This window comes from Pseudomonas acericola (SeqCode), from assembly GCF_053456465.1.
On sequence record NZ_JBRFJB010000004.1, the window covers coordinates 362,319 to 380,244 of the forward strand.

Here is a 17,926-nt window from a genome sequence, read left to right on the forward strand (position 1 = left end):
ATTTGCAGTGTTTTCAGAAACGCACGCCAGTCGTCACCATCGCCGCATTGAACCCCAGCAACACCAACTCCGCCGCCACCGGCCCGTAATGGGTGCCCACCGACGGAATGATCACCGGCGCCACGCCAAAACGATTCAACGGAATCTTGTCGCGGTACTCGCCGCGATAGCCCTGGATCGCCCCGCCTGTCAGCTTCAAGTACACCGGATAGTCAGTCATGTCGTAGCGCTTGCCCGCATAGGCGTAGTACGAACGTTGGCTGAACGAGTTGCGAAACGTCGCCCCGCCAAACACCCAACCGGATGCGTCATTGCGCTCCAGGCCGATCAGGTCCTGGTTGTTGTTGTGTTTGGGGTCGGGGGCGAAGTGGCGGGTGTAGACGCTGGTCTGGGCGTACCAGAAGCCCTTGTCGTTTTGCGGGGCGGCCTCGCTGGCCAGGGCGGCGGTGGCGTTTGCCAGCAATAGCAAGCCGGGAAAAAGCTGTTTCATGGTTTGACCTCGGTAGTCGTTTGCATGCGCGGCTAGTGGGGTCGCTTAATCCCTACAGTTTGACGGTTAACGTCCTGCTTGGCCTGAACGTGCGCTGAAAGCATGGCCGCCTATGCTTAGGTCTTTTCGGTATTTTAAATGTAGGAAAAGTCTTATTAAGATATAAGGCAACGGACTACCGACGTTCTACCAAACACCAACAACTGACCGCCACCGCCCGCCAGCCGGATCGATCGTACGCATTCAGAGCATGACGCTCTGAGTCTTGATTCCAAGGGGAGCGGTATGGGGAGTTACAAGCAACACGCGCTGTACGCGGCGATTTTGTCGGCCAATTTGCTGACCGCCGTAGGCTTCAATCCCGTCTTCGCGGCCGAAACGTCCGCCACCGACGCACCTAAACTCGACACCGTGATTGTCACCGGCACCCGCGCCCAAGAGCGCACGGCCAGCGCTTCGCTGTCGCCGGTGGATGTGATTTCCGGCGACACCCTGCGCAGCACCGGCTCCGATGAGTTGGGTGCGGTATTGGCGCGCCTGATCCCGTCGATCAACTTCCCACGCCCGAGCCTGGTGGACGGCGCCGAACTGGTGCGCCCGGCGCAGTTGCGCGGGCTGTCACCGGACCAGGTGCTGGTGTTGGTCAACGGCAAGCGCCGTCACACCAGCGCCTTCGTCAACCTCGGCGGCGCGGTGGGCCGAGGTTCGGCACCCGCAGACCTGAACGCGATCCCGCTGTCGGCCGTCGACCATATCGAAGTGCTGCGCGACGGCGCCTCGGCGCGCTACGGCTCGGACGCGATTGCAGGGGTGATCAACGTGATCCTCAAGCACGCCGACCATGGCGGCTCGATCTCCAGCAAATTCGGCCAGTACAAGAAGGGCGACGGCATCCAGCGCAACATCAGCGGCAACACCGGGCTGGCGCTGGGCGACAACGGCTTTATCAGCCTCTCCGGCGAAGGCGCCGACAACGATTACACCAACCGCGCCGGCAAGGATTACCGCGCGGCGAGCATCGGCTCCACCACCTATGGCCAGCAGGTGTTCCGCCAAGGCGAACCGGCAACCAACGAAGGCAAATTCCAGTTCAATTCCGAATATGCCTTCAACGATGCAGCCGAGTTCTACAGCTTCGGCGGCTACAGCAAGCGGCGCGGCGAGACGGCGGCGTTCTACCGCGCGAGCAATGCGTCCAACAATATCGCGGCGCTCAACCCCAATGGCTACCTGCCGCTGATCAAGGGCAACCTCGAAGACACCTCGCTGGTGGTGGGCCTGCGCGGGTTGCTGGCCTATGACTGGCATTACGACCTGTCGGCCAACTACGGCAAGAACCAATACGAACTCAGCACCGAAACCATCAACACCTCCCTGGGCCTGGCCACGCCGCGCAAGTTCGACAACGGCACCCTGAGCAACGACCAGAAGCAGGTCAGCCTCGACCTGTCCCGTGAGTTCGACGTGGGCTTCCTGCCGTATCCGGTGTCCGTGGCGTTTGGCGGCGAATACCTGCGCCAGGGTTATGAAATCGAAGCGGGCGACGCCGCGTCCTACTACCAGACTGGCAGTTCGGGCCTCGGCGGTTTCCGTGAGGCTGACGCCGGCACGAGCTCACGCCACAACTGGGCGCAGTATCTGGACCTGGAAACCAACTTCACCGAAAAACTCAGTGCCTCGGCCGCCGTGAGGCATGAGGACTATAGTGACTTTGGCTCCAACGTCAGCGGTTCGCTGTCGGCACGCTACGACTTCACCCCGCAAGTGGCCTTGCGCGGCAGTATCTCCAACGGCTTCCGCGCGCCGTCCCTGGCCCAGCAGAACTTTGCGTTTACCTCGTCGCAATTGATCGGCAGCGAAATCCGCGAAGCCGGCACATTCCCGGCCTCCAGTCAGGTCGCGCGCCTGCTTGGCGCAGAAGACCTGAAGGCCGAGAAGTCGCGCAACTACAGCCTGGGCCTGGTGCTGGAGCCCGCCGATGACCTGACGCTGACGGTGGATGTGTACCGCATCGATATTCGCGACCGCATTAGCCTGTCGTCCAACCTCAACCTGAGCCCGGCGACCCAGGCCTACCTGCAAGCCAACGGCGTCGGCAACATCAACTACACCACCGCCCGCTACTTCACCAACGCCACCGACACCAGCACCGACGGCGTCGACCTGGTGGCCAATTATCGCTACCAGTTCGATAACGGCATCCGCTGGAACAGCACCGTGGGCTACAACTACAACCACACCAAAGTCACGGACGTGAAGGCCAACCCGGCGATCCTCGACAGCCTCGGCGCCAACCTGGTGCGCGTAGACCGTCGCGAGAAAAGCGGTTTGCTCGGCGACACCACGCCGGAACACAAGCTGAGCCTGGGCAACGACTTCACCTTCGGCAATTGGGCGCTGCACAGCAATTTGGTGCGCTATGGTGAATTCACCAGCTATCAGGCGGACAAGGTCAACGACCAGACTTTCAAGGCGGCGTGGGTGCTGGACTTGTCGGCAGACTACAAGCTGCAGAACTGGACCTTCACCCTGGGCGGCGACAACGTCACCGACAAGTACCCGGAAAAGGTCAACGCGTTCGCCAGCAGCGGCGGCAACCTCGCCTATAGCACTTTTTCGCCGTACGGTTACAGCGGCGCGTTTTATTACGGTAAAGTTGCTTACAACTGGTAACAAACAGGAGACCTAAGCGATCTGCCATGACCGTTATTGAATCCGATCTTATGCAATTGGCTTACCCTCCGCGGCTCGATCTGGGGCCGCAACTCACTCACGAACAGTTGATGAGCTCGATGCAGGCCACCATGGGCCGGCACAAGGGTGGGCCGGTCTGGCTGTTTGCTTACGGTTCGCTGATCTGGCGCCCGGAATGTTCCTCGACGCAACGGGTGCGGGCACGGGTCCACGGTTATCACCGGGGCCTGTATTTGTGGTCCCACGAGCATCGGGGCACGCCGGAAGTGCCGGGGTTGGTCTTCGGCCTGGATCGCGGCGGTTCGTGCAGCGGGTTTGCCTACCGCTTGCCGGAAGATCAGCTGGAAGCCTCGCTGTACGCACTGTGGTGCCGCGAAATGCCCTATCCCTCGTACCGGCCACACTGGCTCAGCTGCCGTCTGGAAGATGGCAGTCAGGTGCAGGCGTTGGGGTTTGTGTTGGAGCGGCACTTGCCCAGCTACGCCGGCAACTTGCCGGACATTGTGCTGAACCACGTGTTGCAAAGCGCTTGCGGGCGTTACGGTACTACGCGCGATTATGTCGAGCAGACCGTCAACGCCCTGCGTAGCCACGCCATGCCAGATAAAAACCTGGAGGCGCGGCTCAAGCGGTGTGCGAAGGATTGTTCAGGCGGTTAACGCGCTGAACTGACGCTGTTGGTATGCCACAGCGTGGGGATCAGGAACGCAATCGCCAGCACACATGCGCCGATCAGCAGCACAAAGCCACCGTCCCAGCCGAAGTGGTCCACGGTATAGCCCATGGCCGCACTCGCCGCCACCGAACCGCCCAGGTAACCGAACAGGCCGGTGAAGCCCGCAGCCGTACCGGCGGCTTTCTTCGGTGCCAGTTCCAGTGCCTGCAGGCCGATCAACATCACCGGGCCGTAGATCAGGAAGCCGATGGAGAACAGCGCGATCATATCGACCATCGGGTTGCCCGGCGGGTTGAGCCAGTACACCAGGGTCGCGACCGTCACCAAGGCCATGAACACGATGCCGGTCAGGCCACGGTTGCCGCGGAAGATCTTGTCCGACATCCAGCCGCACAGCAGCGTGCCCGGAATACCCGCCCACTCATAGAAGAAGTACGCCCACGACGACTTGTCGACGGTGAAGTGCTTGGCTTCCTTGAGGTACGTCGGCGCCCAGTCCAGCACGCCGTAGCGCAGCAGGTAGACGAACACGTTGGCGAAGGCGATGTACCAGAGCATTTTGTTGCGCAGCACGTACTTGACGAAGATTTCCTTGGCGCTGAATTCGTCTTCGTGGCTGGCGTCGTAGCCTTCCGGGTAGTCGTTCTTGTACTTCTCGATCGGCGGCAGGCCGACCGATTGCGGGGTGTCGCGCATGGTGATGAAGGCAAACGCCGCCACGGCCAACGCCACGGTGGCCGGCACGTAGAACGCCGCGTGCCAGTCGTTGAACCACGCCATGCCGAGCAGGAACAGCGGGCCGATCAGGCCGCCGCCGACGTTATGCGCCACGTTCCATACCGACACTACGCCGCCGCGTTCTTTCTGCGACCACCAGTGCACCATCGTCCGCCCACTTGGCGGCCAGCCCATGCCTTGAGCCCAGCCGTTGATGAACAGCAAAATGAACATCATGGTCACGCTGGACGTCGCCCAAGGTGCGAAACCGAAAATGAACATCACCCCCGCCGAAACCAGCAGGCCGAAGGGCAGGAAGTAGCGTGGGTTGGAGCGGTCGGACACCAGGCCCATGAGGAACTTGGACAGGCCGTAGGCAATCGCGATGGCCGACATCGCCAGGCCCAGTTCGCCACGGGTGTAACCCTCGTCGATCAAGTAGGGCATGGCCAGGGAGAAGTTTTTGCGCAGCAGGTAATAGCCCGCGTAACCGAAGAAAATACCGGCGAAGATCTGCCAGCGCAGGCGTCGGTAGGTGCTGTCTATTTTTTCTTCAGGCAGGGGCGCCTGGTGTGCGGCAGGACGAAAGAAAGCAAACATTCAAGAGCTCCAAATTTCTTGTTTTGACTGCGGATGCGAATGTTACAGTTTCGTTACCGAAAATAGCATCGCCTCTTATCTGCAAACACAGGAAATGAGCGCAAGTGCATGTTCTCTTACGAACATGTCGCGAATGGATAAGTGTGGGTCGTTTGATGCTCTTGAGAATGTAGGAGATCAAATGTGGGAGCTGGCTTGCCTGCTCCCACAGTTGACTGCATTTCAAGCGGGTTAGCGGGTTTGGACGACGACTTTCCCGACAGCCCGACGCTGCCCCAGGTCATTGATCGCCTGAGCCGCCTGCTCCAGCGCATACACCTGCGACACCAACGGCTTCAACTTGCCCTCGCCATACCAGGTAAACAACTGCTGGAAATTCGCCGCATTGTCCTGCGGCTGGCGCTGGGCAAACGAGCCCCAGAACACGCCGACCACCGCCGCGCCCTTGAGCAACGCCAGGTTCACCGGCAGCTCGGGGATGCGCCCGCTGGCAAAGCCCACCACCAGCAAGCGGCCGTTCCAGGCGATGCTGCGGATGGCCTGGTCGAACAGGTCGCCACCCACCGGGTCGTAGATCACATCGGCGCCGTTGCCGTCGGTGAGACGCTTGATCTCGTCTTTCAGGCTGGTTTCGCTGTAGTTGATCAACTCGTCGGCACCGGCCGCCTTGGCCACCGCGAGTTTGTCGGCGCTGCTGGCGGCGGCGATCACGCGGGCGCCCATGGCCTTGCCGATTTCCACGGCGGCCAGGCCCACGCCACCGGAGGCGCCGAGCACCAGCAGGGTTTCGCCGGGTTGCAGGTGGGCCCGTTGTTTCAGCGCGTGCATCGAGGTGCCGTAGGTCATGCTGAAAGCAGCGGCGGTGTTGAAGTCCATGCTCGGCGGGATCGGCAGCACGTTGTAGCCCGGTACCGCGACCTGCTCGGCAAAGCTGCCCCAGCCGGTCAGGGCCATGACCCGGTCGCCGACCTTGAGGTGGCTGACCTTCTCGCCGACTTCACTGACCACGCCCGCCGCCTCGCCACCCGGCGAGAACGGGAAGGGCGGCTTGAACTGGTACTTGCCCTCGATGATCAAGGTGTCGGGGAAGTTGACCCCGGCGGCATGCACGTCCAGCAGGATCTCGTTCTTCTTGATCGCTGGGCTGGCGACCTCTTCCAGCACCAGGGTTTCGGCAGGGCCGAAGGCTTTGCACAGCACAGCTTTCATCGGACTATTCCTTTGGGCGTCGTGGCCGATAAGTGTAGAAGGGCAGGTCTGTGGGTCAACGAGCATGCTCGTACCTGATAAGTCGCCATAAGCTTGTGCTTAGCGTTGCTAGCGTTATGCTAGCGCGCAACCGAATGTGAGGAATGAACTGTGAAAGCGTGGATCCTGTTGATGCTGGCCCTGACCCTGCCGATGGCAGCCCAGGCCGAAGAGGCCAAAGAAGGCGAGGCGCCGAAAGTCAGCTACATCAGCCTCAGCCCGCCGTTCGTGGGCAACTATGGCCTGGACGGCACGGCCAAGCTCAAGGTGTTCAAGGCCGACATCGCCCTGCGCGTGACCGGCACTGAAGCCGCCGCAGCGGTCAAAGCCAACGACGCGTTGATCCGCAACCAGTTGGTGGCGCTGTTTACCCAGCAGACCAACGAGACCATGAGCACAGTCGAAGGCAAGGAGAAGCTGCGCCAGGAAGCCCTCAAGCAGACTCAGCAAGTGATGAATGACGAGACCGGCAAGCCGGTGGTGGAAGACCTGTTGTTCAATAACCTGATCATTCAGTAATCGCAGCGCGGCCATCGCGGGCAAGCCCGCTCCCACAGTTGACCGAGTTCCAACGTTGGAATGCAGTCAACTGTGGGAGCTGGCTTGCCTGCGATAGCAATCTACCAGTCACCTCAAGACGCCAAGCTCTTCCTGAACCGCCCTAACGCCACCACAAAAAACACCAACCCAATCCCCGCCAACGCCAGCAAGTCCGGCCACACCACCCCAACCCCCGCATCCCGAAACAGAATCGCCGCACTCAAGCTCACAAAGTGTGTGGAAGGCGACCCCTGCATCACCCACTGCAACCACTCGGGCATGCTGTCCAACGGCGTACTGCCGCCAGACAACAACAGCATCGGGATAATCACCGGAATCGCCAGCAAGCCAAACTGCGGCGTCGAACGGGCCAGCGTGGCCAGAAAGATCCCCAGCGCCGTACTGGCAAACAGATACAGCGCCGTCACAAACAGGAACAAACTCAGTGACCCGGCCAGCGGCACGCCGAGCAAGCCCTTGACCACCACCTCCAGCGACACCCAGGTACACAGCACCACCACCAGCATGTTGCTCCAGATTTTCGCCAGCATGATCTCCAGCGCCGTCAGTGGCAGCACCAGCAAGTGGTCGAGGGTGCCGTGTTCCCGTTCGCGCAGCAGCGCGGTGCCGGTGAGCACGATGGCAAGGATGGTGATGTTGTTGACGATCTGGATCACCGCCAAAAACCAGCCGCCTTCGAGGTTGGTATTGAACAGCGCCCGCGTCGTCAGCAGCGCCGGCGCCTGGCTGGCAGCATCGGTCTGGCCGCCGTACGCTGCCAGTTCGCGCTGGAAAATCCGCCCGATGTAACCGGCGCCCATAAACGCCTGGCTCATCGCCGTGGCGTCCACATTCACCTGCACGCCCGGTTGGCGACCGGCCAACAAGTCGGCCTGGAAGTTCGCCGGCACGTTGATCACAAAGGTGTACTCGCCGCTGTCCATGACCTTGTCCAATTGGTCGTAGGGCAACGGCACGGGCGCCTGGAATTCCGGAGGTTGCAGGGCCTCGGCCATTTGCCGCGAGAGCGCGCTGTGGTCTTCATCGACAAACGCCACGCTGGCGTTATGCACGCCAATCACCGAACCGGCGGCGGGCATATAGATGGCCACGGTGAATGCGTAGAACAGAAACAGCAGCAACACGCTGTCGTGGCGCAGGCTGGTGAGTTCCTTGAGACCCAGTCGCAGGATGTGCGCGAACTTGTGCATCAGGCCTCCTGCTTCTTGAGCATGATCAGGCTCAGCCCGGTAAAGCCGACGAAAAACCCGAACAGCGCCAGGCATTGCGGCCACAACTGGCGCAGGTCCAGGGCTTTGGTAAACGTGCCCACGGCGATATCGAGGAAGTGCCCGGCCGGAAACAGCATGCCCATCAAGGCCGCCGCCCCTTCCAGGGACGAGCGCGGCACGATCAGCCCGGAGAACTGGATGGTGGGCAGGCTGGTGATAATCATGGTGCCGAGGATCGCCGCGATCTGGGTGCGGGTGAACGCGGAAATCAGCAGGCCCATGCCGGTGGTGGCCAGCACATACAGCAGGCCGCCGAACGCCAGGGTCAGGCCGCTGCCTTTGAAGGGCACGCCGAACAGCCAGCGGTTCATCGCCACCAGCAGCGCCAGGTTGACCAGGCTGACGGCCAGGTACGGCGCCTGTTTGCCCAGCAGGAACTCCAGGCGCGTCAGCGGCGTGGCGTAGAAGTTGGTGATCGAGCCCAGCTCTTTTTCCCGCACGATGCCGAGGGCGGTGAGCATCGCCGGGATAAACGCGAGGATCAGTGCCATCACGCCGGGGCCGATGGCGTTCACGCTGACCACGTCCTGGTTATAGCGAAAGCGCGTTTCCAGCTTGGCCGCCGCTTGGTTGTGTTGCGGCTGGCTGCTCAGTTCGCCCAGTTGCTGGAGGTTGGCCTGGTGTACGGCCTCGACATAGTTGCGGCTGGTTTCCGCGCGAAACGGCATGCCACCGTCGAGCCACGCCGCCACGGTGGGTTGGCGCCCGGCGTAGAGGTCGCGGCCAAAGCCCGGTGGAATCTCCAGGGCCAGTTTGATTTCCGAGCGTTGCAGGCGCCGGTGCAGTTCGTTCGAGTCCTGGATCGCAGGCTGCTCGGCGAAGTAACGCGAGCTGCGGAACGCTTCCAGATAGGCGCGGCTTTGTGGCGTCTGGTCCTGGTTGTAGACGGCAAAGGCGAGGTTTTCCACATCCAGGGAGATGCCGTAGCCAAAGATCACCATCATGAACATCGCCCCCAGCAGGGCGAAGGCCATGCGTACCTTGTCGCGCAGCAGTTCCTTGCCTTCGCGGCTGGCCACCGCCAATAGGCGCGTCAGGCTGAAGCCGCGCTTGCTCACGGGCGGCGCGGCGGTTTCGCTGACGGTGGCGGTGGGCGCGCTGGGTTCGGGCTCGCCCTGGGCCTGTTCCAGGCAGGTGACGAAGGCGGCTTCCAGGGTGTCGCCGTGGAATTGCCGTTGCAGCGCGTCGGGCGTGTCGCAGGCCAGCACCTTGCCGGCGTGCATCAGCGAGATGCGGTCGCAGCGCTGGGCTTCGTTCATAAAGTGTGTGGACAGGAAGATGGTCACGCCCTGTTCGCGGGACAGTTCGATCAGCAAGCGCCAGAAATCATCCCGCGCCGCCGGGTCAACGCCCGAGGTCGGTTCATCGAGGATCAGCACTTCCGGGCGATGTAGCACGGCAACGGCCAACGACAAGCGCTGGCGCAAGCCAAGGGGCAGTTCGCCGGAAGGTTGCTCGGCCACGTCACCGAGGTCGAAACGCTGGATCAGCTCATCGATACGCGGGCCGCTGTCGGCCTTGGGCAGGTCGAACAGTTGCGCATGCAGCACCAGGTTCTGGCGCACGCTGAGTTCGCCATAGAGCGAAAAGCTTTGCGACATGAACCCCACGCGCTTGCGGGTGGCCAGGTCCTTGGCGTTCACCGGGTTGCCCAGCAGCTTGGCGCTGCCTTCGGTGGCCGGCATCAGGCCGGTGAGGACTTTCATGGTGGTGGTCTTGCCGCAACCGTTGGAGCCGAGGAAGCCAAAAATCTCGCCACGACCAATGGCAAAGCTGACCTGGTTCACCGCCGTGAAGTCGCCAAAACGCAGGGTCAGGTTGTGGGCTTCGATGGCGATGTCGGCGTTGTCGCTCTCGCGCGGCGGGATCACCAGCGGCTGGTTGTTGTGGGCGCTGTCGCCCTGGAAGTGGGTGAAGGCCTCGTCCAATTTGCCACTGGGTGTGACGGCGGCCAGCTCGCGGCTGAGGCCGTCGGCGATCAGCTTGCCGCGATCGAGCATCAGGCAGTGTTCGAATTGTTCGGCTTCTTCCATGTAGGCCGTGGCGACCAGCAGCGTCAGTTGCGGGCGTTCGCTGCGTACGGTTTCGACCAGTTCCCAAAAGCGGCGGCGCGACAGTGGATCGACGCCGGTGGTCGGTTCGTCGAGGATCAACAGGTCGGGGTCATGGATCAGCGCGCAGCACAGGCCGAGCTTCTGCTTCATCCCGCCGGACAACTTGCCCGCCGGGCGTTCGGCAAAGCGTGCGAGGTCGGTGGCCAACAGCAGGTTGTGCATGCGCTGGTCGCAATCGGCTTTGGACAGGCCGAACAGCGTGGCGAAGAAACGGATGTTTTCGCTGATGGACAACTCGGGATACAAGTTGCCGCCCAGGCCTTGGGGCATAAAGGCGATACGCGGGTACAGGCTGTTGCGGTGGCGGCGGTCCTGAATCGAGCCACCGAGCACCTCCAGTTGGCCAGCCTGGAGTTTTTTGACCCCGGCGATCAACCCCAGCAGGCTCGACTTGCCCGCGCCATCCGGGCCGATCAAGCCGCAGCGCGTGCCGGCGGGCAGGCTGAAGGCGATGTCGAGCAGGGCCTGTTGCTTGCCGTAGCGGTGGTTGATCCCGCTGGCGTGCAGCGCCAGGCCGGTCATTGCAGGTTGGCCGGCCAGTCGATATCGGCCGTGCGCACGTAACCGGCGCCGGGCATGCCGGGTTTGGCTTGGGGCACGGCGTCGGGGTGGGTCAGGCGCAGTTTGACGCGGAACACCAGTTTTTGGCGTTCGTCGCGGGTTTCCACTTCTTTGGGGGTGAACTGCGACTTGGCGGCGACAAAGCTGATTTTTGCCGGCAGCGGTTGCTGGGGCAGGGCGTCGAGCAGGATGCGCGCTTCGCTGCCGACGGTCAGGCGACCGGTGACGGAGGCGGGCAGGTAGAGGTTCATGTACTGATCATTCGGGTCGATCAACAGCAGCACGCGTCCGCCTGCGCCGAGCACTTCACCGGGCTCGGCCAGGCGCAGTTGGATGATCCCGTCGATGGGCGCGCGCAGGCTGCTGTCGTCGATCTCGCTGTTGAGCTGGGCGACCTGGGCCTGGGCGGCGCCGATGGCGGCCTTCACCGAATTGACCTGGGCTTGCGCAGCGATCACCGCCGCGTTGCCGGTGTTTTGCCGGGCTTGCTGCTGGTCGATCAATTGGCTGCTGGCGAAGCCGCGCTTGTACAGCTCCTGGGTGCGCTTGAGCTCCTGGTTGGCCAGCAGTTGCTCGCTTTGGCGCAGTTGCACATTGGCCTCGGCGGCGGCGAAGTTTTCCTTGGCGCGCAGCACTTCGGCTTCGGCCTGGGCGCGCTGGGCTTCGAGGGTGCGGGTGTCCATGCGCGCCAGCAGTTGGCCCTTGAGCACCTTGTCGCCTTCATCCACACGCACTTCGGCCAGGCGCCCGGGGATCTTCGCGGCGATCTGCACTTCGGTGGATTCCAGGCGCCCGTTGCCCATGCTCAGGCCTTCGGGCAGGCGGTCCTGGGTTGAGCGCCAGTAACCGAAGCCTCCCGCGCCGAGCAGCAGGGCGATCAAGGCGATGGCGAAAATACGGGAGGTGTGGTTGTTCTGCGACATGGCGGCTTCCTGCGGCATTAGCGTCCTAGTTTGACCGGATGGCACCCAGAGGCGGTTGATGCCGGTCAAATGAAGCGCAAGCCTAACGCGCTTGGCGCACAGATGCATGCGCCAGGCGCGTGACCGCCGGGTTCTGCCCCGTTAACCCAGGGCCAGCACCGCCGCCCATTGCTCGGCGGTCACCGGCATCACGGACAACCGGCTGCCTTTTTGCACCAGCGGCAACTCGGCGAGGGCGGTTTGTTGTTTCAGGTAGCCCAGGCCCAGCACCTTGGGAAAGGTTTTGACGTGCGCCACATCGATCGCGCTCCACGGGTTTTTCTCCGGGGTGGCCTTGGCGTCGAAATAGTGGCTTTCTGGCTCCAGCGCCGTGGGATCTGGGTAGGCCGCCTTGATGATTTTGCCGATGCCGGCAATCCCCGGCTCCGGGCAGCTGGAGTGGTAGAAGAAAAACTCGTCACCCTCGGCCATGGCGCGCAGAAAATTGCGCGCCTGATAGTTGCGCACCCCGTCCCAGCGGGCTTCGCCGAGCTTTTCCAGGCCCTTGATGGAGAGTTCGTCGGGCTCGGATTTCATCAGCCAATAGGCCATTTTTGCGCTCCTGAAAATGGGATTGGGCAAGTTGTCAGGCAATTAAATGACAAACCGACAGTCGGTTGGCGCCAAGGTTTGCGTGTTGGTTCACGTTACCGCAGAATGCCCGCTTTTAAGCTTGACGCCGCTGCAACGGACTACTTTGGAACGTTGTTGTCATCGTGTACGAGGTGCCTGAAGGGGGGCAATCGATGCAACGTAAGCCGGATTTACTATGGATTTTGGTTATTTTGTTTGGTCTGGGCGTCGTGACCACCGGGTATGCCCAAAGCCTCTGGTCGAACAAGACCGATGCACCCATTGAACTGACTCAGCAACAACCGCAACCGTTCAAGCGCTGACCCTTCTTCCAGACGCCGCTGTTTATTGCGGCGTCTGCGCGATATACCACTGCTTATCCGTGACGGTGCCAGCCAATGGCACATCCCAGCTCGCCTGCGCCAATCGTTCGACCTTCTGACATTCATGGGCCAGGCCCAGCAGCGTCGGCTTGCGCCAGCTCTTGCGGCGCGCCAGGTAAGCGAGGCTGCGGTCGTAGAAACCGCCGCCCATGCCCAGGCGTCCACCCACGTCATCGAAACCGACCAACGGCAATAACACCAGGTCCAGCGCCCAGACCTTGCGCTGCTGGCCGATGTTCACCCGTGGCTCGAGGATGCGGAAGCGATTGGGCTGCAACTTTTCCCCGGGCCGCACGCGCTGGAACACCATCTTGGTCCGTGGCCACGCGCTGAGCACCGGCAGGTAAGTGGCCTTGCCCCGGCGCTGGGCAGCACGCAGCAGCAGGCGCGGATCGATTTCACCGTCCGTCGGCAGGTATAAGGAAATATGTTTGGCCCGGCGAAACAGCGGCTGCTGTGCCAGTTGCCGATACAGGCCGAGGGCGGCCTTGCGCTGCTCGCTCGGCGTGAGTTCGCGGCGGGCTTTGCGCAACATGCGTCGAAGTTGCGGACGGGAAAGCGGCGCAGGTTCGGTCATGGTTTTCGGCTCATAAAACAATGCCAGTCCGAAGACTGGCATTGAGTTTGGGAATTCAGGCTCCCCGACAGAGCCGCTGTCGACTTAGCCCTTGAACCCGAAAGTTCAAGGTGGAAGAAGCAGTAGGCTTTAAGGCTTTCCGTCTAGCGGACATGCACACCAGCCCAACGTGCAACTTCCAGGGTAGTGCGAATCGGCTCAGGGACATCGCCGACTGGCAAACACGCCAGGGAGTGGGGCGAGTATACCTTAAACGTCGGCGGCAATCAGCCCTTGGGTGCGTCTGAATCGCTGGAAAGCACCAGATCCACACGTTCCAGCAGGTCGCGCACCTGCTCGCGCGTCGAACCGCTGGCCTGTACGTCAGGGCGTTCCTGCTTGTGCAGCAGATCGTGGGTGATGTTCAGCGCGGCCATCACGGCGATACGGTCGGCGCCGATGACTTTGCCGCTGCTGCGGATTTCACGCATCTTGCCATCCAAGTAACGGGCGGCGCTCACCAGGTTGTTGCGCTCTTCCTGGGGGCAGATGATCGAATACTCTTTATCCAGGATCTGCACGGTGACGCTATTGCTTGAACTCATGAGTCTTGCTCCAGGGCCTTCAGGCGCGAAATCATCGATTCGACCTTACGCCGGGCGATTTCGTTTTTTTCAATGAGGTGAGCGCGTTCCTCGCGCCAGGTTTTTTCCTGAGCTAGTAGGAGTCCATTTTGACTCTTAAGTTGCTCGACCCGATCAATTAGCAATTCGAGTCTGGCCATCAGCGCTTGCAGGTCGGTGTCTTCCATTGGGTTCCACTGGATTTGTCTGATGAATGGCAACTGCAGGATAAACGATCTGACGCCCTTGATAGTCTTGGTACGTCTGCCGGTGCTAGGATACAGCGCTCCATTCTAGACATTGCGCCGTCTGGCGCCTAGCTCACCATGCCCATTCAGAACTCCCCGTACGATGCTTTCTCCAAACTGCTGAGCACCAGCGGCCACCCTTGCTCGCCTGCCGAATTGCACGGCGTGTTGCTGGGCCGCAGTTGCACCGGCGTAGGCTTTGATGCCGACAACTGGCTGGCCGATGTGGCTGAGCTGTTGGAAACCGAGCCGACCGAGAACGTGCGTAATGCGCTGATCGGCCTGCAGGAAATGGTCAAGGGCGAGCTGACCGGTGACGACGTCACCGTGGTCCTGCTGCTGCCGACCGACGACGCGCCACTGACCGAGCGCGCCGCCGCACTGGGCCAATGGTGCCAGGGCTTCCTCCACGGTTTCGGCGTCAACGCCGGCGGCCTGGAGCTGAGCACCGACGCCAAGGAAGTGTTGCAGGATTTGGCAGCGATCTCCCAGGTGCAAGACGCCCTGGAAGAGTCCGAAGACGGCGAAGGCGACTACATGGAAGTCATGGAATACCTGCGCGTCGCACCGCTGCTGCTGTTCACCGAGACCAAGAAGTCCGCTGAACCCGCTGCACCCAAGCCGTCGCTGCACTAAGAAAGGACGCCCATCTGCCCATGATTCATATCCCCAGAGCGGAATACACCCGGCGCCGCAAGGCGCTCATGGCGCAGATGGAACCCAACAGCATCGCGATCCTGCCGGCCGCCGCCGTGGCCATTCGCAACCGTGATGTCGAGCACGTCTATCGCCAGGACAGCGACTTCCAGTACCTGAGCGGTTTCCCCGAGCCGGAAGCGGTGATCGTGCTGATGCCCGGTCGCCTGCATGGCGAGTACGTGCTGTTCTGCCGCGAACGCAACGCCGAACGCGAACTATGGGACGGCCTGCGTGCCGGCACCGAAGGCGCGATCCGTGACTTTGGCGCCGCCGACGCATTCCCCATCACCGATATCGACGACATCCTGCCCGGCCTGATCGAAGGCCGCGATCGGGTGTATTCGGCCATGGGCAGCAATGCCGAATTCGACCGGCACCTGATGGAGTGGATCAACGTGATCCGCTCTAAAGCGCACCTTGGCGCCCAGCCGCCGAACGAATTTGTTGCCCTGGATCATCTGCTCCACGACATGCGCCTGTATAAATCGGCGGCAGAAGTGAAGGTGATGCGCGAGGCCGCACGCATCTCCTGCGCCGCCCATGTACGGGCGATGCAGGCCAGCCGCGCCGGTTTGCACGAGTACAGCCTGGAAGCCGAGCTGGACTACGAATTCCGTAAGGGCGGTGCGAAGATGCCGGCCTATGGCTCCATCGTCGCCGCCGGGCGCAACAGCTGCATCCTGCATTACCAGCAGAATGACGCGCTGCTCAAGGACGGCGACCTGGTGCTGATCGACGCCGGTTGCGAGATCGACTGCTACGCCAGCGACATCACCCGCACCTGGCCGGTCAACGGCAGGTTTTCGCCGGAGCAAAAGGCGATCTACGAGATTGTGCTGGCCTCCCAGGAAGCCGCCTTTGCCGAGATCGCCCCCAACAAACATTGGAACCAGGCCCACGAGGCGACGGTGCGCGTCATCACCGCCGGGCTGGTCAAGCTTGGGTTGTTGCAAGGTGACGTCGGCGAACTGATCGCCAGCGAAGCCTATAAAGCCTTCTATATGCACCGCGCCGGCCACTGGCTGGGCATGGATGTGCATGATGTGGGCGAGTACAAAGTGGGCGGTGAATGGCGGGTGCTGGAAGTCGGCATGGCCTTGACCGTGGAGCCGGGGATCTACATCGCCCCGGACAACCCAAACGTGGCAAAGAAATGGCGTGGCATTGGCGTACGCATCGAGGACGACGTGGTAGTGACCAAGCAAGGCTGTGAAATCCTGACCGGCGGCGTGCCCAAGACCGTCGCCGACATCGAAGCGCTGATGGCGGCTGCCCGATGAGCCGGGTCAACCTGGCGATTATCGGCGGCGGCCTGGTGGGCGCCAGCCTGGCGCTGGCGTTGCAGGCCGGGGCCAAGGCCCGTGGCTGGAAGATCTTGATGATCGAGCCGTTCGCCCCGGGCGACAGCTACCAGCCGAGCTACGATGCGCGGTCGTCGGCGCTGTCCTACGGCGCCAAGCAGATCTATCAACGCCTGGGCCTGTGGCAGGAGATTTCCCGCCGCGCCGAGCCGATCAAGCAGATCCATGTGTCGGACCGTGGCCGTTTCTCCACGGCGCGCCTGTCCGCCATGGAAGAGGGCGTGCCGGCCCTCGGCTACGTGGTCGAAAACGCCTGGCTCGGCCAATGCCTGTGGCAAGGCCTGGATAAAGACGTGGTCAGCTGGCGCTGCCCGGCCGAAGTCACGCGCATGGAACCGCTGCCCGACGGCTATCGCCTGACCCTCAACGATGAAACCGTGCTGGAATGCGACCTCGCCGTGCTCGCCGATGGCGGCCGCTCCGGCCTGCGCGAGCAACTGGGCATCGGCGTGAAAACCCGCCCCTACAACCAGAGCGCGCTGATCGCCAACATTACCCCCAGCGAAGCCCACAACGGCGAAGCCTTCGAGCGCTTCACCGATGACGGCCCGATGGCCCTGTTGCCGCTGCCGGACAACCGTTGCGCGTTGGTGTGGACGCGCATCGGCATGGACGCCCAGCGCTTGGCCAATCTCGATGAGCGCAGCTTCCTCAGCGAATTGCAGGGCGTGTTTGGCTACCGCCTGGGCACCCTCAAGCAAGTTGGCGCGCGGCACCTGTACCCGTTGACCCTGGTGGAAGCCGAAGAGCAAGTGCGTTCCCACCTGGCGATCCTCGGCAATGCCGCCCACAGCCTGCACCCGATTGCCGGGCAGGGCTTCAACCTGTCCCTGCGCGATGCCGTTGCCCTGGCCGAAGCCTTGCTGGCCGGGCCGCAAGTGCCGGGTGACCTGGCGACCTTGCAGGGTTATCGCGAGCGCCAGCGCCTGGATCAGAAATTGACCGTGGGCTTCTCCGACCAGGTCACGCGCCTGTTTGGCAGTGCGCAACCGTTGGTCGCCCTGGGCCGCAACATGGGCCTGCTCGGCCTCGACCTGCTGCCGCCGGCCAAGCGCTGGTTCGCCCGTCAGGCCATGGGCCTGGGCACGCGTCCCGATGCGTAAGTGGTTGATCGAGCGCCTGGGCAAGGCGCGCCTGTTGCGTTGGATCATGACCCTGTACCCGCCCTACCTGGGTGCGGGCGTCAGCGTGCAGCAGATGAGCGCCGATTTTCGTCACGTCAAAGTGCGCATGGGCCTGGGCTGGTACAACCGCAACTACGTCGGCACGCAGTTCGGCGGCAGCCTGTATTCGATGGTCGATCCGTTCTACATGTTGATGCTCATGGAGAACCTGGGCCGCGACTACATCGTCTGGGACAAGGCCGCGAGCATCGATTTCATCTCGCCGGGCAAAGGCCCGGTGTTTGCCGAGTTTTCCATCGACGACGCCTTGCTGGACGAGATCCGCCGGCAGACCGAAGGGGGCGAGAAGTACTTGCCTCACCTCAAGGTGCAGATTCATGACGGCGCCGGCACCCTGGTGGCGCGCGTCGATAAAACCCTTTACGTGCGGCGCAAGCCGCCAGCGAGACAGGCTTAAACCATGGA

At 62.3% G+C, this 17,926-nt stretch carries 18 protein-coding genes and 1 other RNA gene; 8 read left to right on the forward strand and 11 right to left on the reverse strand.

Features of this window, described 5'->3' with window-relative positions:
• Positions 1 to 13 precede the first annotated feature (13 nt).
• Positions 14 to 490 (reverse strand): sn-glycerol-3-phosphate transporter, encoded by a 477-nt coding sequence (locus ACU688_RS17905; protein WP_448185802.1) that lies wholly within the window; start codon positions 488 to 490, stop codon positions 14 to 16.
• Positions 491 to 775: 285 nt separating this feature from the next.
• Between ACU688_RS17905 and ACU688_RS17910 the strand changes: the two genes are divergently transcribed.
• A complete protein-coding gene (locus tag ACU688_RS17910; RefSeq protein WP_448185803.1) occupies positions 776 to 3,163 on the forward strand; it encodes a TonB-dependent receptor plug domain-containing protein in 2,388 nt (795 codons plus the stop codon).
• Positions 3,164 to 3,189: 26 nt separating this feature from the next.
• Positions 3,190 to 3,843 (forward strand): gamma-glutamylcyclotransferase, encoded by a 654-nt coding sequence (locus tag ACU688_RS17915; protein WP_124526853.1) that lies wholly within the window; start codon positions 3,190 to 3,192, stop codon positions 3,841 to 3,843.
• On the opposite strand, the gene glpT is transcribed toward ACU688_RS17915, so the two are convergent.
• Both glpT and ACU688_RS17925 read right to left on the reverse strand, forming a co-directional pair.
• A complete protein-coding gene (glpT, locus tag ACU688_RS17920) occupies positions 3,840 to 5,177 on the reverse strand; it encodes a glycerol-3-phosphate transporter (RefSeq protein ID WP_005792400.1) in 1,338 nt (445 codons plus the stop codon). The two genes, ACU688_RS17915 and glpT, sit on opposite strands and share 4 nt — an antisense overlap.
• 231 nt (positions 5,178 to 5,408) lie before the next feature.
• A complete protein-coding gene (locus ACU688_RS17925; RefSeq protein ID WP_207040398.1) occupies positions 5,409 to 6,386 on the reverse strand; it encodes an NADPH:quinone oxidoreductase family protein in 978 nt (325 codons plus the stop codon).
• Between the two features lie 150 nt (positions 6,387 to 6,536).
• Here ACU688_RS17925 and ACU688_RS17930 point away from each other — a divergent pair, with 150 nt between their 5' ends.
• The gene (locus tag ACU688_RS17930) at positions 6,537 to 6,944 is read left to right on the forward strand and encodes a flagellar basal body-associated protein FliL (RefSeq protein ID WP_099585937.1); all 408 of its coding nucleotides are present in this window, start codon (positions 6,537 to 6,539) and stop codon (positions 6,942 to 6,944) included.
• Positions 6,945 to 7,057: 113 nt separating this feature from the next.
• Here ACU688_RS17930 and ACU688_RS17935 read toward each other — a convergent pair whose 3' ends face one another.
• From ACU688_RS17935 to ACU688_RS17950, 4 genes are all read right to left on the reverse strand, one after another.
• Positions 7,058 to 8,176, reverse strand: coding sequence for an ABC transporter permease (locus ACU688_RS17935; RefSeq protein WP_448185804.1), 1,119 nt, complete (start codon positions 8,174 to 8,176; stop codon positions 7,058 to 7,060).
• Positions 8,176 to 10,893, reverse strand: coding sequence for a ribosome-associated ATPase/putative transporter RbbA (gene rbbA / locus ACU688_RS17940; RefSeq protein WP_448185805.1), 2,718 nt, complete (start codon positions 10,891 to 10,893; stop codon positions 8,176 to 8,178). The genes ACU688_RS17935 and rbbA overlap by 1 nt, the downstream gene beginning before the upstream one ends.
• A complete protein-coding gene (locus ACU688_RS17945) occupies positions 10,890 to 11,855 on the reverse strand; it encodes an HlyD family secretion protein (RefSeq protein WP_017739075.1) in 966 nt (321 codons plus the stop codon). Before ACU688_RS17945 ends, rbbA begins: the two co-directional genes overlap by 4 nt.
• Positions 11,856 to 11,996: 141 nt before the next feature.
• Positions 11,997 to 12,446 (reverse strand): EVE domain-containing protein, encoded by a 450-nt coding sequence (locus ACU688_RS17950; protein ID WP_124526849.1) that lies wholly within the window; start codon positions 12,444 to 12,446, stop codon positions 11,997 to 11,999.
• A gap of 194 nt (positions 12,447 to 12,640) precedes the next feature.
• On the opposite strand from ACU688_RS17950, the gene ACU688_RS17955 reads away from it, so the two are divergent.
• The gene (locus ACU688_RS17955; RefSeq protein ID WP_085986534.1) at positions 12,641 to 12,790 is read left to right on the forward strand and encodes a hypothetical protein; all 150 of its coding nucleotides are present in this window, start codon (positions 12,641 to 12,643) and stop codon (positions 12,788 to 12,790) included.
• Between the two features lie 22 nt (positions 12,791 to 12,812).
• Here ACU688_RS17955 and ACU688_RS17960 read toward each other — a convergent pair whose 3' ends face one another.
• The 4 genes from ACU688_RS17960 to ACU688_RS17975 all read right to left on the reverse strand — a co-directional run bounded on the left by ACU688_RS17960 (position 12,813) and on the right by ACU688_RS17975 (position 14,217).
• Complete coding sequence (locus ACU688_RS17960; RefSeq protein WP_448185806.1) at positions 12,813 to 13,427, reverse strand: 5-formyltetrahydrofolate cyclo-ligase; 615 nt, start codon at positions 13,425 to 13,427, stop codon at positions 12,813 to 12,815.
• Between the two features lie 57 nt (positions 13,428 to 13,484).
• Positions 13,485 to 13,663: non-coding RNA, 6S RNA (gene ssrS, locus ACU688_RS17965), on the reverse strand.
• A 30-nt stretch (positions 13,664 to 13,693) separates the two neighbouring features.
• Positions 13,694 to 14,011 (reverse strand): cell division protein ZapA, encoded by a 318-nt coding sequence (locus ACU688_RS17970; protein WP_003176812.1) that lies wholly within the window; start codon positions 14,009 to 14,011, stop codon positions 13,694 to 13,696.
• Entirely contained in the window at positions 14,008 to 14,217 is a 210-nt protein-coding gene (locus tag ACU688_RS17975) for a TIGR02449 family protein (protein ID WP_003177365.1), read from the reverse strand. The genes ACU688_RS17970 and ACU688_RS17975 overlap by 4 nt, the downstream gene beginning before the upstream one ends.
• A gap of 138 nt (positions 14,218 to 14,355) precedes the next feature.
• Here ACU688_RS17975 and ACU688_RS17980 point away from each other — a divergent pair, with 138 nt between their 5' ends.
• The 4 genes from ACU688_RS17980 to ACU688_RS17995 are packed head-to-tail and all read left to right on the forward strand — an operon-like array spanning position 14,356 to position 17,918.
• On the forward strand, positions 14,356 to 14,913 hold the full coding sequence (locus ACU688_RS17980; RefSeq protein ID WP_017739071.1) for a YecA/YgfB family protein: 558 nt from the start codon (positions 14,356 to 14,358) through the stop codon (positions 14,911 to 14,913).
• A gap of 20 nt (positions 14,914 to 14,933) precedes the next feature.
• Positions 14,934 to 16,256, forward strand: coding sequence for a Xaa-Pro aminopeptidase (gene pepP / locus ACU688_RS17985; protein WP_448185807.1), 1,323 nt, complete (start codon positions 14,934 to 14,936; stop codon positions 16,254 to 16,256).
• The gene (gene ubiH / locus ACU688_RS17990) at positions 16,253 to 17,440 is read left to right on the forward strand and encodes a 2-octaprenyl-6-methoxyphenyl hydroxylase (RefSeq protein ID WP_124526845.1); all 1,188 of its coding nucleotides are present in this window, start codon (positions 16,253 to 16,255) and stop codon (positions 17,438 to 17,440) included. The genes pepP and ubiH overlap by 4 nt, the downstream gene beginning before the upstream one ends.
• On the forward strand, positions 17,433 to 17,918 hold the full coding sequence (locus ACU688_RS17995; RefSeq protein WP_305431771.1) for a DUF4442 domain-containing protein: 486 nt from the start codon (positions 17,433 to 17,435) through the stop codon (positions 17,916 to 17,918). Before ubiH ends, ACU688_RS17995 begins: the two co-directional genes overlap by 8 nt.
• The last annotated feature ends 8 nt before the right edge of the window (positions 17,919 to 17,926 follow it).